17 protein-coding genes are annotated in these 15,514 nt (G+C 68.6%); 10 read left to right on the top strand and 7 right to left on the bottom strand.

Annotation, left to right across the window (positions count from 1 at the left end; all coding sequences use genetic code 11):
* Positions 1-495 precede the first annotated feature (495 nt).
* The 7 genes from QRN34_RS17805 to QRN34_RS17775 all read right to left on the bottom strand — a co-directional run bounded on the left by QRN34_RS17805 (position 496) and on the right by QRN34_RS17775 (position 6,277).
* Positions 496-1,836, bottom strand: coding sequence for a S8 family serine peptidase (locus tag QRN34_RS17805; RefSeq protein WP_285406574.1), 1,341 nt, complete (start codon positions 1,834-1,836; stop codon positions 496-498).
* Positions 1,833-2,456, bottom strand: coding sequence for a zf-HC2 domain-containing protein (locus QRN34_RS17800; RefSeq protein WP_285406573.1), 624 nt, complete (start codon positions 2,454-2,456; stop codon positions 1,833-1,835). Before QRN34_RS17800 ends, QRN34_RS17805 begins: the two co-directional genes overlap by 4 nt.
* On the bottom strand, positions 2,453-3,037 hold the full coding sequence (locus QRN34_RS17795; RefSeq protein WP_036140676.1) for a sigma-70 family RNA polymerase sigma factor: 585 nt from the start codon (positions 3,035-3,037) through the stop codon (positions 2,453-2,455). The genes QRN34_RS17800 and QRN34_RS17795 overlap by 4 nt, the downstream gene beginning before the upstream one ends.
* Positions 3,038-3,103: 66 nt before the next feature.
* Positions 3,104-3,850, bottom strand: a complete 747-nt coding sequence (locus QRN34_RS17790; RefSeq protein ID WP_285406570.1) for a hypothetical protein — start codon at positions 3,848-3,850, stop codon at positions 3,104-3,106.
* A 77-nt stretch (positions 3,851-3,927) separates the two neighbouring features.
* Positions 3,928-4,260, bottom strand: coding sequence for a c-type cytochrome (locus tag QRN34_RS17785; RefSeq protein WP_285406579.1), 333 nt, complete (start codon positions 4,258-4,260; stop codon positions 3,928-3,930).
* Positions 4,261-4,346: 86 nt separating this feature from the next.
* Complete coding sequence (locus tag QRN34_RS17780) at positions 4,347-5,693, bottom strand: cytochrome C (RefSeq protein ID WP_285406568.1); 1,347 nt, start codon at positions 5,691-5,693, stop codon at positions 4,347-4,349.
* Positions 5,694-5,719: 26 nt separating this feature from the next.
* Complete coding sequence (locus QRN34_RS17775; RefSeq protein ID WP_285406567.1) at positions 5,720-6,277, bottom strand: cytochrome b; 558 nt, start codon at positions 6,275-6,277, stop codon at positions 5,720-5,722.
* A gap of 127 nt (positions 6,278-6,404) precedes the next feature.
* Here QRN34_RS17775 and QRN34_RS17770 point away from each other — a divergent pair, with 127 nt between their 5' ends.
* From QRN34_RS17770 to QRN34_RS17725, 10 genes are read left to right on the top strand one after another with little or no spacing between them, the layout of a single operon-like run.
* Positions 6,405-6,833 (top strand): FdtA/QdtA family cupin domain-containing protein, encoded by a 429-nt coding sequence (locus tag QRN34_RS17770; RefSeq protein ID WP_285406565.1) that lies wholly within the window; start codon positions 6,405-6,407, stop codon positions 6,831-6,833.
* Entirely contained in the window at positions 6,830-7,495 is a 666-nt protein-coding gene (locus QRN34_RS17765; protein WP_285406564.1) for an acetyltransferase, read from the top strand. Before QRN34_RS17770 ends, QRN34_RS17765 begins: the two co-directional genes overlap by 4 nt.
* Positions 7,496-7,503: 8 nt before the next feature.
* Positions 7,504-8,457: a hypothetical protein gene (locus QRN34_RS17760; protein ID WP_285406562.1), complete on the top strand. Its 954-nt coding sequence runs from the start codon at positions 7,504-7,506 to the stop codon at positions 8,455-8,457.
* Positions 8,444-9,376: a GNAT family N-acetyltransferase gene (locus QRN34_RS17755; protein ID WP_285406559.1), complete on the top strand. Its 933-nt coding sequence runs from the start codon at positions 8,444-8,446 to the stop codon at positions 9,374-9,376. Before QRN34_RS17760 ends, QRN34_RS17755 begins: the two co-directional genes overlap by 14 nt.
* Positions 9,364-10,491 carry a DegT/DnrJ/EryC1/StrS family aminotransferase gene (locus QRN34_RS17750; protein ID WP_285406557.1) on the top strand — a complete coding sequence of 376 codons (1,128 nt, stop codon included), beginning with the start codon at positions 9,364-9,366 and terminating at the stop codon, positions 10,489-10,491. The genes QRN34_RS17755 and QRN34_RS17750 overlap by 13 nt, the downstream gene beginning before the upstream one ends.
* A complete protein-coding gene (locus QRN34_RS17745) occupies positions 10,488-11,738 on the top strand; it encodes an O-antigen translocase (RefSeq protein ID WP_285406556.1) in 1,251 nt (416 codons plus the stop codon). Before QRN34_RS17750 ends, QRN34_RS17745 begins: the two co-directional genes overlap by 4 nt.
* A gap of 35 nt (positions 11,739-11,773) precedes the next feature.
* Positions 11,774-12,688 carry a glycosyltransferase gene (locus tag QRN34_RS17740; protein ID WP_285406554.1) on the top strand — a complete coding sequence of 305 codons (915 nt, stop codon included), beginning with the start codon at positions 11,774-11,776 and terminating at the stop codon, positions 12,686-12,688.
* Entirely contained in the window at positions 12,685-13,842 is a 1,158-nt protein-coding gene (locus QRN34_RS17735; RefSeq protein WP_285406553.1) for a hypothetical protein, read from the top strand. The genes QRN34_RS17740 and QRN34_RS17735 overlap by 4 nt, the downstream gene beginning before the upstream one ends.
* Positions 13,829-14,692 carry a Wzz/FepE/Etk N-terminal domain-containing protein gene (locus QRN34_RS17730; RefSeq protein ID WP_285406552.1) on the top strand — a complete coding sequence of 288 codons (864 nt, stop codon included), beginning with the start codon at positions 13,829-13,831 and terminating at the stop codon, positions 14,690-14,692. The genes QRN34_RS17735 and QRN34_RS17730 overlap by 14 nt, the downstream gene beginning before the upstream one ends.
* Positions 14,689-15,510, top strand: a complete 822-nt coding sequence (locus QRN34_RS17725; protein WP_285406550.1) for a class I SAM-dependent methyltransferase — start codon at positions 14,689-14,691, stop codon at positions 15,508-15,510. Before QRN34_RS17730 ends, QRN34_RS17725 begins: the two co-directional genes overlap by 4 nt.
* Positions 15,511-15,514: the final 4 nt, after the last annotated feature.

The raw sequence follows: 15,514 nt of genomic DNA, 5'->3' as shown, positions 1-15,514 counted from the left end.
CGAAGCCCTCGCCTGCGGCTACCGGCCCCGAGGGTGGCACCCGCCGGCTCTTTCGGCGACTGAGGTTGCGTGTGGGGAAAGCGCAGAGCCAGGTTTCGCTTCGTGGCTGGGAACGCTCGCTTGCCTGCTTTGCATCGCATCGGTCGCCTTGGATACGTCGAGGGTTCGCGTACGTGCGTGCGCTCCTACCCCCAGACGGCAGACCACGCGTCGGATAAGCCACAACCGGCTCTACCCTTGGGGTAGGAGCCCACGATGTGGGCGAAAAGCCAACAAAGCGATGACGCCGTACCCTACCTCTGCTCGTTCACCACCCCGGGCTACCCGCCGGCTCTTGCTCCACCGCGCATGTTGCTTTCGTTCGACACGGCAATGTGGATCGACCGCGGCAACGTGCATCGCCCACATCGTGGGCTCCTACCGTTCGTCGCGACGTGGCGACGTCGCGATGTGGCGACATCGCGATGTTGCGACGTGGTGAATGGCGGGCGAGGGTTAGCGGCGGGGGTGGTCGTGACGGAGGGTTTGGACGGCCAGGGCGGCGTTGACTTCGAGGATGCCGTTGGTCAGCTTGCTGCTGCGCAGGAGCAGGTCGCGGGCGGTGCGGGCGTCGAGGTTGGGTTCGATCGACAGTAGCAGGGCGAGGATGCCGCTGACGTGGGCGGCGGCCAGTGACGAGCCGGAGCTGAAGTCGTAGCTGCCGCCGGGTTGCGTGGTGAGGATGTCGTTGCCGGGGGCGCTGAGCACGCCGGGGGGCGCGGCGGTGGTGTTGCCGGCGCGGACCACGATCACGCCATCGGCGCTGTCGGGAAAGCCGCGTTCGCTGCCATTGGGCGGCAACGCGGCGACGACGATCCGGCCCTGGCCGAGCAGGTGTTCCAGCAGCTTGCCCAGCAGGGGATCGGCCGGGCCGCCCAGGCTGAGGTTGATGATACGGGCGTCCGTGTCGTTGACCGCGGCCAGCGCCTTGGCCAGGGTGAACGAGTTGCAGCGTGCGCCGTCGTGGCCGCCGGGGGGATACCAGCACGCCTTGTAGAGGCTGAGCGTGGCCTTGGGCGCGATGCCGACCATGCCCTGGTGGTTGTCGCCCACCGCCGCGATAACCCCGGCGATCTCGGTGCCATGCGCGTCGCGGTCGAAGGCGCCGGCATCGGTGCCGACATCGTCCTGCGTATCGTGGATGCGGGCCTGCAGGTCGGGGTGGGTCAGGTCCGCGCCGGTGTCGACCACGGCCACGCGCACGCCGTCGCCCTGGCTCACCGTGTGCGCCAGCGCGGCGTCCGTGGCGACGAAGCCGCGCTGCAGGTCTACGTAGGGATCGTTGTAGCGGTGCGCATCCGGCGGCGCCTGCTCGGTGTAGACCGCGTAATCCTGCAACGGCTGCGCCAGCTGCACGCGCTCGTCCTTCGCCAGTGCGGCGATCACCGCGTCACGATCCACGCCGGCGGCGGGTTTCACCACGATGCAGTACAGGCTCAGCGCCGTGATCGGCCAGCCGGCCACTTCCTGCAAGTCGTAGTGCTTCTTCAGTTCGGCCAGCACGCCGGCGGCACGCTGCCCTGCGCCGTAGTGGCCGCTGGCGGCGTAACCCAGCACGTTGGAGCCGGCGTGGGTGGACATCGGCGCCAGCGGGTTGGCCACGGCCAGCACGATGTCGCGCCGGCTGTCCATGGACGAGGCGCCCGTGGCAGGCGTCGACGATGATGGCGCCGGCGCTGGCGGCGCCGGTGCGGGTGTCGCCGTCGCGGCACCCACGGCCGGGCGATCGGGATGGGTGGGAGCGCAGGCGGCCAGGGCGACCAGGCAGGCGGCGAGCAGGATGTCGCGTGGTGTCATGGCGTGCGCATGACCGGTTCCGCAAAGCGGATGCCGCGTGACGCGCGCAGTTCGCGCAGGAGCTGGTCGGGCGAGGAGGCCGGGTCGGTGGACACCAGCGTATAGGCGCCGGCTTCGTTCGGGCCGCCCACCACCTGCAGGTGATGCGCCTGCAACAGGGCATTCCAGTCGGCCAGGGCCATCGTGGCATCGGGCACGACATGGATCGCCCCGGCGGCGACCGGTGCCGAAACCTGGCTCAGCGTACGGTAGGCGGGACGTTCGCCATGCAGGCGCAGGGCCAGCGCGCCCAGACCCAGGGCCTGGACCAGCACGGCGGCGACCAGCGCACGGGTCAGCCAGGATGACGTGCGCACGCGCACCGTTTCCTCGGCCGGGGCATCCAGCCGCGTCAGCAGGCGTTTCAGGCCCGCGTTGGCATCCAGATGGACATCCGAAGGCAGCGCCATGGCATGGCGCAGGCGCTCCTGCTGGTTAAATTCTTCACGGCAGTTGTCGCATTCGGCCAGGTGGGCATGCACCCACGTGTCCTGTTCGCGTGTCGCGGTACCCATCACCACCGAAGGCATGGCTTCCCACACGCGGCTGCACTCCCTGCCGTTTTCCGTCGAGACGGTCATGTTGCGCTCTCCCTGGCACGATGGGGCTCCCCGGCGAGGCCGGGAAGTACGTTGCGCAGCTTGACCCGCGCATGAAAGAGGCGGGCCTTCACCGTGCCCACGGGGCACTGCATGATGACCGCCACGTCGTCCAGGCTGTGGCCGACGCCGTAGACCAGCTCCACCACCACGCGCTGGTCGACCGAAAGCCGATCCATGCCCTTGCCCAGCCAGTCGCGCAGCTCGCGGTCGTCGTCGGGGTCGTGGGAGGGGATCATGCTCTCGGGGATGGTGTCCTCGTCCACCGGCTCGCTGCCGTGCTGGCGCAACGCCTTCAGGCCGCAACGGTAGGCGATGCCCATGATCCAGGTCGACACGCGCGAGTCGCCGTGGAAGCCGCCCGCCTTCTGCCAGGCGATCCAGAAGCAGTCGTTGATCACTTCCTCGATGATGTCTGGCCGCCGGGTCAGGCGCGACAGGAACCGGCACAGGCGGTCGTGGTAGCTGCGGTAGAGCACGGTCAGCGCGACGCGATCGCCCGCCGCCATGCGCTGCAGCAGCAGGCGGTCGGTGGCCTCGGTGTCGTTCTCGGGGTCTCTCATGGGCTCGCGGCGACCGTGTGGTGGAGCAGGTAAGTCCCCGATCGGGGCCAAAAGGTTGCCTGGACGTCAGAACGAGCGCGACAGGGTGGCCGTCCAGGGGGCGATGCGCGACGGGCCGCCCTGGCCGTGCTGGCCGTTGACGATGTGCGCCAGCTGGAACCGCCAGGGGCCAGTGTCCCATATCGCGCCGGCCTGGCCGTAGAGATAATGCCCGGGATCCGAGTCGTAGACGTGACGCGGCCGGATCAGGGTCTGGGCGATGCCGGCGCCCAGGGACAACGTGAGGTGGTCGGCGAGCGGCCAGAGGAAGCCGAGGTCGGCCGCGCCGCGCGGGCCGCGGTTGGCCCCGTGCACCAGCTGGGCGCCCGACACCCCGATCGTCAGCGTGTCGCGGTAGATGCCCACGACCGCCAGTTCCACCCGGTCGTAGACGTGCCACGATCCGTTGGGCGGGTAACGGTAATAGACCAGCGGCACCTGCACCTGCCAGTCGTCGGACAGGGTCCAGGAGCGCGCCACCTGCGCCAGCGACTCCGCCAGCCGACCGGGTGCGCGTAGCCGGGTGCTGGCAGCCAGCCCGAGCGACCACCCGGTGGGGGTGGTCCAGGTCACGGACCCCTGCAGGATGGGCGTGGCGGGCGTGAGTGCGACGGCGCGATCGACCAGCTGCGAACTGAGCGCCACGGTGCCGCTGGTGACGACCGATTGCGCCTGCGCCATCCCGGCCAGGCCGATGGACAGGGCCAGTCCGCTGCACTTGAGCCACCCCCGCCAGGCACGCGAACGCCTTGCCGGCGCGCGGGGCGACGGCAAGGCGTGGGGGTGATCGCATGACCCGGGGCGGATCAGCGCCGGCATCGGAACGAGGGTGTGTCGATAGGGCGGTGGCCTTAATGCAGGCTGCCGAGGTACGACAGCAGGTCGTCGAGGTCCTTGGCGTTGGTCAACCCATCGTATTTCATTTTCGTGCCCGGATTGGCCTGTTTGGCCGGCTGCGAGAGATAGGTATGCAGCTGTTCGGGCGTCCAGGTCCAGCCGCTGTTGCGCACGGCATCGGAGTAGTCGTAGTCGGCGATGCTGCCCGCCTTGCGTCCGACCACGCCGAACAGGCTGGGGCCTTTCTTGTTCCGGCCTTCCTTGGCGGCGTGGCATTCGGCGCACTCGGCCTTGAACACGTCCGCGCCGGCGGTGACGTCGCCCGCGATGACCAGCGGCGAGGCCAGCAGCCAGCCGACGAGGAGGCCGAGGGCGGCGAGCGGTCGGCCGAAGCGGCTCAGGAAAGGATCGGTCACGTGCGTGCTCCCTTGGGTCAGAATGCGAGGCTGGCGGTTACGGAAAACGCGTTGAGGTCGCCGGCGTTGGTTTTTCGCGAGCCCGGCGGGGCGGCGAAGATGTCGTTGGCGCGGCCGTTGAAACGGGTGAAACGGAACCAGTTGGCAGACAGCTTGATGTTGGCGATCGTGGTGTACGAATCGTCCTTGCCGAAGGGCGCCCAGAACACCGTGAACAGGTTGGTGGTGGCGTTCGGATCGCCGTAGGGCGTGTAACGCACCGCGTCGTGGGGGCCGCTGCTGAGCATGTGGGTCACCATCACGCCGTAGGTCTGGCGGAAGGTGTAGGACACGCTGGCCGTCTGGTCGTGGATCGCCGCGCGGTTCTGCGCCAGTTGGCCCTGCGGGCCGAGCAGCCGGGCGCCGTAATGACGTTGTTCCAGGATGTTGACGTAACTGACCTGGACGATGTGCTCGCGGTTGCCGAGGTACTGGTAGGTGAGGTCGTAGCCGAGGTCGGTGAGATCGTCGTGCGGGCCGGAACGCGGCAACTGGCGTTGCGTGGTGAGGGCAACCACGCCGGCCGAGAAGAACTGGTACTTCATGTCCTTCATGTACGCGAAGCGGGCATAGCCGGTGTTGCCGAGCTTGCCGGGATCGCCGGCGACGTTATAGCCGAAGTGGTCCTGCTGCGAGGTGGGCAGCGAGCGGTATGTGCCGGCCTCGCCATACCAGTTGTTGTCGTAGAGGCCGTAGACGGTGGCGCCGATCACGCGGTCGGTCAGCGTGTTGGGGCTGGACGGGTTCAGCAGCGAGCCGGTGACGCCGGCCGGGCCGATGAGCGCGGCATTGGGCAGGGCGGCGATCGGATCCTGGAAGCCCGGGCTGTTGTTGACGCTCACGCCGAGGATGAGGTCCTTGCCGCGCAGCTTCAGTTCCTTGGCGACGAAGCGCAGGTCCACGTTGCTCAGCTTGGTGTTGTAGGTGTTGTGGCCGGTATGGTCCGCTTCCACCTTGACGTAGCCGCCGACGTTGTCGGTCAGGCGACCGGCCAGGTAGAGATCGCCCTCGGTCAGCCGGGTGGTGCTGTCGCCGCGCGCCGGGGCGGTGTGCGTTTCGGTCAGCTGCGCGGCCAGCGGAATCTTGGTCCCCTTGCCGTCGGTATCGGTGTAGCCATTGAGCTTGAAGCGCATGCCGTAGGGCGTGAGCTGCGGGCCGTACGCGCCGGCGTGGCAGTCCGCGCAGGCTGATCCGGTCTGCCGCGCGTAGGCGGGAATGGCATGCGCGCTCGGTCCGAAGACGACCAGGAGCAGCATCAGCAGGCCCAGCCAGAGCGGCCGGTGGGTCGGGTGGCGCATGGCCTGGCGGTGCCTGGGAGGCAGCATGGAAACTCCTGGGGTGGCGTCGTCGTTCATGGGCGGGCGCTGCGCAACATGCGGCGAAGCACGCCGTCGCGCAGCACGAAGTGGTGCCACAGCGCGGCACCGATATGCAGGCAGATCACGCCCAGCAGCACCCAGGCGGCATTCATGTGCCAGGTCTGCAGGGTGTCGGCCAGGTCTTCGTCCTCGCCGATCAACGGCGGCAGGGTGAGACCGAAGAAGTGCACGGGGTTGCCCTGGGCGCTGCTGAGCGCCCAGCCCAGCAGTGGCATGCCCAGCAGCATCGCGTAGAGCACGACGTGCGTGGCGGCGGCCGCCATGCGCAACGGCCACGCCGTGGCGGCATCGTGCGGGCGACTGGGCAGGCCGAGGCGAACCAGGATGCGCGCAACGAACAGCAGCAGCACGATCAGGCCGGCGTGCCGGTGTCCTTCCATCAGCCAGCCACGCCAGGCGCGGCTGGAAAGCTCGTCGCGGGTGAGGATGAAAGCCGCGGCCGCGATCAGCGCGGCGACGGTCAGCCAGTGCAGCACCTGCACGCGGCGCGGATAAGGCAAGTCGGGCGAGAGGTCGGAAGGTGGCTTCATACGCCTTGAGTGCCGCGACTGCGGCGAAAGGTTGCGCCACAGGGGCACGACGACCGTCGCAACCTTTTCGCTGGGGGATGGCACTCAGCCTCGTGGGACGTACTCACTTACCGGCCTGGTCCTGAGCATGGAAATCGAACGCATACCGTTGCAGTCGCACGGCGATCACCGTGGCATGCTTGTCGCCCTGGAGCAGGAGCGGGATGTCCCGTTCGAGATCCGCCGCGTCTACTACCTGTTCGCCACCAAGGGCGGGGTGCACCGCGGGCGGCACGCGCATCGCCACCTGAACCAGCTGGCGATCGCGGTGTGCGGCTCGGTCAGTTTCCTGCTCGACGACGGCACCGGCCCGGCGCGGGTGACCCTGGACGATCCGGCGCACGGGTTGCTCCTGGGCAGCATGGTCTGGCGCGAGCTTTACGATTTCAGCGACGACTGCGTGCTGATGGTGCTGGCCGACCAGTACTACGACGTGGACGACTACATCGTCGATTACGACACGTTCCTGCGCGAAGTCAACGGCGTGGCGGCCTACGCCGAAGGCGGTGCCGCATGAGTCGCCCCCTGGTGCTGGTGGGTGCCGGCGAGTTCGCGATGATCGCCTGCGAATACTTCGAGCATGACAGCGACCGCGACGTGGTGGCCTTCAGCGTGGAACGCGACTACATCGCGCAGCCGATGCTGGCCGGCCGGCCCGTGGTGCCGTTCGAGACGCTGGCCCAGAGCCATCCGCCCGGCGACTTCGACGTCTTCGTGGCCATTCCGGCCAGCCAGCTCAACCGCCTGCGCATGCGCCTGTACATGGAGGCGAAGGCCCGGGGCTACCGGTTCGCCACCTATGTCAGCTCGCGTGCCTTCGTGTGGCGCACCGCCGAGATCGGTGAGAACAGCTTCATCTTCGAGGGCAATGTCATCCAGCCCTTCGTCGGCATCGGTGACAACTGCATCCTGTGGAGCGGCAACCACATCGGTCACCGCACGGTGGTGCGCGACCACGTCTTCATCGCCTCGCATGCGGTGATCTCGGGTTACTGCGATATCGGGCAGGGCAGCTTCATCGGCGTCAACAGCACGTTCAACGACCACGTCACCGTGGCCGCCGACAACCTCATCGGCGCCGGGGCGCTGGTGACCCGCGACACCGAGCCCGGCCGGATCTACGTCGGCTCGCCGGCCCGTGCCGTGCCCGGCAAGTCCAGTCTCGACGCGAAGCTCTGAGGCGCGCCATGTTCGTGTGGACGCGGAAGGGACTGGTGTTCGACACGGCGCGGCAGGGCGTGGGCGGCTGGATGCGGCACTCCGCACTCACCCCCACGCCGTATCGCCTGGACGACGAGCGCATCCGCGTCTACGCGGGGTTTCGCGACGAGGACGGTGTCAGCCGGATCGGCTACGTGGATGTGCGGGCGGACGATCCCTCGGTGATCCTGGGCGTCAGCGCCGCGCCCGTGCTGGATATCGGCCGCGACGGCTGCTTCGACGACAACGGCGTGATCCTGGGCGACGTGGTGGACGGGCCGGGTGGCCTGTACATGTTCTACGTCGGCTTCCAGCGGGTGGCCAAGGCGAAGTTCCTGGCCTTCACCGGGCTGGCGCGTTCGATCGACGGCGGCCAGCGCTTCTTCCGTACGCAGGAGACCCCGATCCTGGATCGGGCCCACGGACGCAGCACCATCGGCGCCGTGCATACCGCGCTGTACGACGAGGGACGCTGGCGCCTGTGGTACGCGGTGGGCGACGACTGGGAATCCATCGACGGCTGCGACTTCCCGCGTTACCACATCCGCTATACCGAGACGGACGACCTCACGCGGCTGCCGCGCGAGGACCATGTCTGCCTGCTGCCCCAGGGCACGGAATACCGGATCGGTCGTCCCCGCGTCTATCGGCTCTACGACCGCTACGTGATGTATTTCACGCGCGGCAACGTCACCGGCGAGTATTTCCCCGGTGTGGCCTATAGCGACGACGGCCTGGCCTGGACGCGACGCGACGAGACGCTGGGCCTGGCACTGGCCGAGACCGGCTGGGACTCGCGGGTGGTCTGCTATCCCGCCCTGATCCGCCAGCGCGACACGCTGTGGATGTTCTACAACGGCAACGACATGGGCGTGGACGGTTTCGGCGTGGCACACGCCCACGATGCATGGCACGAGGAGGCGAACGGTGCTTGCGGTTAGGCCCTATGTCGCCGCGGATGCCGCGAACTGGGACGCCCTGGTCGCGCGCTCGCGCAACGGCAACCTGCTGCACCGGCGCGGCTACATGGATTACCACGCGGACCGCTTCATCGACGCGTCGCTGGTGGTGGAAAAGGCGGGCGAGATGGTCGGGGTGTTTCCGGCCAGTGCGCACGACGACGGCATCGTCAGCCATGGCGGCCTGACCTATGCGGGCCTGATTTCCACGGCCGCGCTGCGCGCCGAAGCCATGCTCGATGCGTTCGCCGCGATCGGCGCGCACCACCGTGGGCGCGGTGTATCGCGGATTCTCTACAAGGCGGTGCCACGCGTCTTCCAGTCGGGGCATGCGGACGAAGACCTCTACGCGCTGCACCGGCTCGGTGCGCGACTGGTACGGCGCGACCTGTCGTCGGCGATCGCGCTGCGCGAACCGTTCGCGTTTTCGCAAGGTCGCCGGCATGACATCGGCAAGGCGCGCAAGGCCGGCATCGACGTGACCCCGGGCGACGACCTGGAGGGTTTCCACGCCCTGCTGACGGACGCGCTGCGCAGGCACGATGCCTCGCCGACACACCGCCTGGACGAGTTGCAGCGGCTGCGCTCACGGTTTCCCGAGGCCATCGCGCTGCACGAGGCACGCCGTGACGGCGAGCTGCTGGCGGGCGTGCTGGTCTACGACTTCGGCCGCGTGGTGCACACCCAATACATGGCAGCCTCGGAACAGGGCCGGGCGCTGGGCGCCCTCAGCCTGACACTGGAGCACCTGATCCGCGACACCTATGCGGACCGCCAGCACTTCAGTTTTGGCATATCGACGGAGCAGGGCGGCCAGGTACTCAATGCCGGGCTGGTTGCGCAGAAGGAATCCTTCGGTGCGCGCGCCGTCGTACACGATTTCTACGAGTGGACACCGTGAGCGACGTTCCCTTCCTGCCGCTGGGGCAGATCAATGCCAGGTTCGCCGATGAACTGAAGGCCGCCGCGGCGCGCGTCATCGATTCGGGCTGGTATGTCCTCGGCGACGAGCTGGCCGCCTTCGAGCGCGAGTTCGCCGACTACTGCGGCGTGGCCTGCGCGGTCGGCGTCGGCAACGGCCTGGATGCGCTGTCGCTGATCCTGCGCGCGTACAAGCAGCTGGGCATGTTGCACGACGGCGACGAGGTGATCGTGCCGGCCAACACCTTCATCGCCAGTTTCCTCGCCATCAGCCAGAACGGCCTCGTCCCCGTACCGGTGGAGCCGGACCCGCAGACCTTCAATCTCGATCCGCAGCGCGCGGGCGCCGCCATCGGGCGGCGTACCCGCGCGATCATGGCGGTGCACCTCTATGGCCAACTGGCCGACATGGACGCCCTGGGCGAGCTGGCGCGCCGGCACGGGTTGTTGCTGATCGAGGACGCCGCCCAGGCGCACGGCGCGCTGGACGCGCAGGGCCGTCGCGCCGGTGCCTTCGGCGACGCGGCGGCCTTCAGTTTCTTCCCCACCAAGAACCTCGGTGCGCTGGGCGATGCGGGTGCGGTGGTCACCGACGACGCGCAGCTGGCCGCGTGCGTGGCCGCCCAGCGCAACTACGGGTCGGTCGAGAAATACGTGCATCCCCAGCAGGGCCTGAACTCGCGCCTGGACGAGATGCAGGCGGCGCTGCTCCGCGTGAAGCTGCGTTACCTCGACAGCGATACCGCCGTGCGCCGCCGCGTGGCGGCACGCTACCGCGCGGGGCTGCGCCATCCGCAGATCCTGGTGCCGTCGACGCCCGAGGAGGGCCGCCACGTCTGGCATCTCTTCGTCGTGCGCTGCCGCCTGCGTGCCTCGTTGCAGCGTCACCTGCGGGCGAGGGGCATCCAGACCCAGGTGCATTACCCCACGGCGCCGCATCGGCAGCCGGCGTATGCCTCGCTACGCGCGTTGTCGCTGCCGGTGACTGAGCGCCTGCAGGACGAGGTGCTGAGCCTGCCGATGGGTCCCACCCTAGGCGACGCGGACATCGACCGCGTGATCGCCGCCTGCGCGTCGTTCGACGGGTCCGCATGAGCCTCGTCCGCACGGGTTTCTATTCGGCGCTGGGCACGGGGGCACGGCTGATCGCGGCGCTGGTCGTGATCAAGCTGGTCGCGGCGTACGCCGGCCCCGAGGGCGTCGGCAAGCTGGGCCAGTTCATGGGCCTGATGTCGGTGCTGGCCGTGCTGGCCGGGGGCGGCATCGGTTCGGCCATCGTCAAGTACGTGGCCGAGTTCCGCGACGATCCCGAGCGGGTGGCGCGTTTCCTCGCCGCGGCGCTGTGGTATTCGCTGTGCGCGACCCTGTTCATGGGCGTGGCTGCGCTGATCTTCGCCCGCGGGTTGGCGTCCTGGCTGCTGGACGATGCGGGTTACGCGGGCCTGATCCGCATCCTTGCGCTGGCGCAGGTGGGCATCGCGCTGCTCAATTACATCCTGGCGGTGGTCAACGGTTTCATGGATGTGCGCCGCCTGGCCCTGATCCAGGTCACCGGCTCGGTGCTGGGGATCGCGCTGGCGCTCTGGCTGGCGCGCGGATGGCACCTGTACGGTGCGCTGCTCGCGCTGGTGCTGGGCCAGGTGCTCTGGCTGGTGGTGGCGGTGCCCACATGGTGGACCAGTCCGTACTTTCACCGCGGCATGCTGCGCTGGCGCTTCGACGGCGAGATGGTGCTGCGGCTGGCGCGGTTCTCCGTGATGACGCTCAGCTCCGCGCTGCTGCCGCCGCTGGTCACCCTGGTGGTGCGCAACCGCCTGGCCGGCGAGTTCGGCTGGGAGCAGGTGGGCTACTGGCAGGCGGTGACCCGCGTGTCGGACGCCTACCTGCTGTTCCTCACCGCGGCGATCAATATCTATTACCTGCCCAAGCTGGCCTCGACCCGCGAGCGCGGCGCGCTGGTGCGCGAGCTGCGCCAGGGTTTCCGCGTCGTCGTGCCGGTGGTGGCGGTGCTCGCCCTGGCCGTGTACGTGCTGCGCGCGTGGATCACGCAGCTGCTGTTCACCGACGCCTTCGCTCCGGCCAATCCGCTGTATGGCCCGCAGCTGGTGGGCGACGTGGTCAAGATCGCCTCGTTCATCCTGTCGTACGTGATGCTGGCCAAGGCGATGACGCGGCTGTTCGTCGTCTCCGAATGCGTGTTCGCCGCCAGCTACCTGGCGCTGGTCTTCATCCTCACCGCGCGGTTCGGCGTCGTCGGCGCCATGTACGCGTTCGCGATCAACTACGGCGCCTACCTCGTGTTCAATATCGTGGTGGTGCGCCGCTACCTGGGGGGGCTATGACCATGGCGGCGCAACCGGTAAGGAACGTGGCGGCGATGCCGCTGGTCTCCGTGCTGATCCCGGCGTTCAACCACGAGCGCTTCGTCGAGCGCTTCCTCGACAGCGTGCTGGAGGACCCGTACCCGGCCAAGGAAATCGTCGTGATCGACGACGGCTCGACCGACGGCACCGCCGATCGCATCGCCGCCTGGGTGGCGCTGCACGAGGGCGAGTTGCCGATCGAATTCGTGCGGCGGGAGAACAAGGGCATCACCGCCACGCTCAACGAGTTGGTGGCGCGGGCGCGGGGCGAGATGCTGCGCCTGGGCTCCAGCGACGACTACCTGCTGCCGGGCGGCCTGGATGCCCAGGTACGCTACCTGCTAGCCCATCCGCGCAAGGGTGCGGTGATCGGCGATTCCATCGTGGTGGACGGGGAGGGACGCAAGCTGCACGACAGCGGCATGTGCGACCTGCACCAGGCGGACAAGCGCCTGTACCGCACCGATGACGGGATTCGCCGCGCGGTGATCACCCGCTGGGCCGTGGGCGGCCCGGTGACGCTGATCCGCAAGAGCGCGCTCGAGACGGTGTCGCGCTGGACCGAAGGCTTGCGGATAGACGACTGGGACCTGTTCCTGCGCCTGGCCGCGCACGACGCGCTGGGCTTCATCGACGTGGGCGTGTGCGCCTACCGCCTGCACGAGACCAACCTGAGCAAGACCACGCACGTGGCCACGCGGATCATCAACCTGTCCGAGGCACGGCAGGTGGCGATCCGCCGCGCCGAACTGTTCGACGAACCCTATCGCAGCCTGCTTCGCGCCGAATCGCAGTACCTTGGCGCGAAGATCGCCTTCCTGCACAAGCGCTACACGCGCGTGGCGCTGCACCTCGCGGTGTATGCCGGCCTGGTGGTCACGTCCCGCCTGCGTTTCGCCGTGCCGCATCGTCCGGAGCAGGCCACGTGATGCAGCTGCTTCGCTGGCCCTCGGCCTACCTCGGCCTGCCGATCCTGTTGGCCTGCAGCCTGACGCTGCTGACCTACGACCTGCCGGACGGTTACCTGGCCGGCATCCTGCTGCTGATGACGACGGCGGCGGCGATCCTCTTCGTGGATGCCTTCTCGACGACGCGCCTGCCGGCGATGGCGTCGTTCCGCCGGCATCGCTACGCGGGCACGCGCGACGCATTCGTGGCGCTGGCTTTCGCGGCGATGGTCGTGATCGCGTGCCTGGTCGACCTCACCGCGTTTTCCATCCCCCTGATCGACAACCCGGCCTCGTACGCCACGATGGAGAACGGCCGCGAGCACGTGCGGCACATCTCCGACATGTGCTGGACCCTGCCGTCGATCGGCCTGCTCTGCGTGCGGCGCCGCTGGCTGCGCAACGCGCTGATCCTCGTCGGGGTGGTTTTTCCCATCCTGGTAATCGACCGCAACCGGCTGTTCGCCGGGCTGATCGCGATGGGCCTGGTGATCGTGTTCCGGCGTGACGAGAGCCGGCCGTTACCCTGGAAGGTCATCGGCCTGCTGGCGCTGGCCGGCGGCGTGGCGTTCTCCGTGCTGGGCACCTTGCGCTCGGGCTCGATCGAGCATGTCACGCTGCCGTTCGGCTCGCTGTACCTGGCCATGCCGCAGGCGATCAAGTGGCTGCTGCTGTACACCAGCGCGGGGCCCTACAACTTCGGCGGCATCCTGGCCCGGCACTACGTCAACGCCGATTTCCTGGTCAACCAGCTGGTGCCGTTCAACGGCTCGGTGGCCACGGCGGGCACGGACATCCCGCTGGACGCCTCCAACATCAACATCGGTACGGAGTTCTTTCCCTTCGTCATGGCGATGGGGCCGCTCGGTGCCGTGGCGGCCATGGTCGGGCTCTACGCGATGCTGCGCTGGAGCGCCTGGCTGCTGCGCGGGGCCTCGCTGTTTCCCCTGCTGATCTTCCTGCGCGTGGCGTACGTGGCCGTGATGAGCCCGTTCGCGCCGCAGGCCTACACCTTCACCCATATCGGTTTCATCGTCCTGTGCCTGGCGATGCAGCTGTTCGCCGCCTGGCTGCCCGATCGCCGCGCGAGCGCCTTCCCCACACCCCTCGAAGTGAGTTCCCATGGAACCGGATGACATCTACCTGATCGACCTGTGGCGCGTGCTGTGTCGTCGCTGGCGCTGGGTGCTCGGCACGCTGGTGCTGGTGCTTGGCCTGACCTTCGCGTACGCCCGCGTGGCACGCAGCCAGTGGGAGGCGTCGGGCTGGATCCAGATCGGCCAGATCGCACCCACGCCCTCCGGCCAGGATCCGAAAATCGAGACCCTGCTGCGGACCATTGAACGCCTGCAGACCCGTGCGTTCCAGGATGCGGTGACCACCGGTGCGGGCCTGGCCGTGACCTCGCCGGAGGCGTCGCTGTACCGCGCCAGCCTCAAGCTCGATCCCGAGCCCTATGCCAACCTGATCCGCATGAAGGTGCGTGGCTATTCCGCGCGCCAGGCCAGCGACCTGGCCTATGCCACGGCGAACGCGCTGGCGGCGATCCACCGGCAGATCGGCGAGCTGCCACTGCGGCTGGCGCACCAGCACCTGGACGACATCCGCAAGGACCTGCGCATCGCGCTGGAGGATCGTGACCGCCTGACCCGCGAAGCGGCGGCAGGCGGCATGGGCGGCGGTGTGGCGGCCATCGCGCTGTCGAGGAAGAACGACGACATCCGCGGCTTGCAGCAGGCCGAGAGCGACATGGTGGCGCGGCTCATTCCCAACTACACCTTCGAGACCTCCATGCCGTGGCCAGTCTACGTGCCTGCGGACAAGGTCTCGCCGCATCCGGTGATGATCTGGGCGATCGGGCTGGTGATGGGCCTGCTGCTGGGCTGCGGGGTGGCTGTGGCCCGCGATGCCGCCGGCCGGGCACGCCGCGTTGAACCGAATGCGGCCGATGCGGCACTCACGGTTCCGGGCAGGAGAGACAGATGAGCGGTCGGCACACACTGGATGACACACAGCTGCTGGAAACGCAGCAGGCCTTCGACAGCGTGGCAGCGGATTACGATGGCCCGCGCGGCAACAACGAGCTGATCCAGCGCATGCGCATCACCCTGTGGAACACGGTGCACGCGCAGGTGGCCGCGGGCGCGCGCCTGCTCGACCTGGGCTGCGGCACGGGCCTGGACGCCATCGAGTTCGCACGGCGCGGGTTCCGCGTGGTGGCCACGGACTGGTCGCCGCAGATGATCGCGCGCACACGCGACCGCGCCGAAGCCGCGGCCCTCACCTCGCGTGTGACGGCCACCCACCTGGGCATCCAGCAGCTGGACCGGCTGGAGGGCACCTTCGATGCCATCTATTCCAACTTCGGTCCGCTGAACTGCGCGCCCGACCTGCCCGCGGTGGCCGCCGAATGCGCGCGGCTGCTGGCGCCGGGCGGCACGCTGGTGTTCTCGGTGATGGGCCGGATCTGCCCCTGGGAAGTGGCGCACTACGCGCGCCGGGGCCGGTTCCGCCGGGCCGCGGTACGTGCGGCGCGCGGCGCCACCGCCGTGGGCATGAACAACCACACGATCTGGACGTACTACTACCTGCCGCGGGAGTTCTACCGCGCGTTCGCGCCGTCGTTCACCCTGGGCAGCTACCGCGCACTCAGCCTGTTCATGCCGCCGCCGTACCTCGTGGACCGCTACCGGCGTCGTCCCGCACGCTACGAACGGCTCGGCCGCTGGGACGATCGCCTCGGCGAGGTGCCGCTGTTGCGCGACATGGGCGATCATTTCCTGATCGTCATGCATCGGCGATAAGGCG

Source organism: Luteibacter sp. ME-Dv--P-043b, assembly GCF_030209605.1.
Taxonomy (GTDB): Bacteria; Pseudomonadota; Gammaproteobacteria; order Xanthomonadales; family Rhodanobacteraceae; genus Luteibacter.
This window is presented reverse-complemented; position numbering and strand designations above follow the sequence as displayed.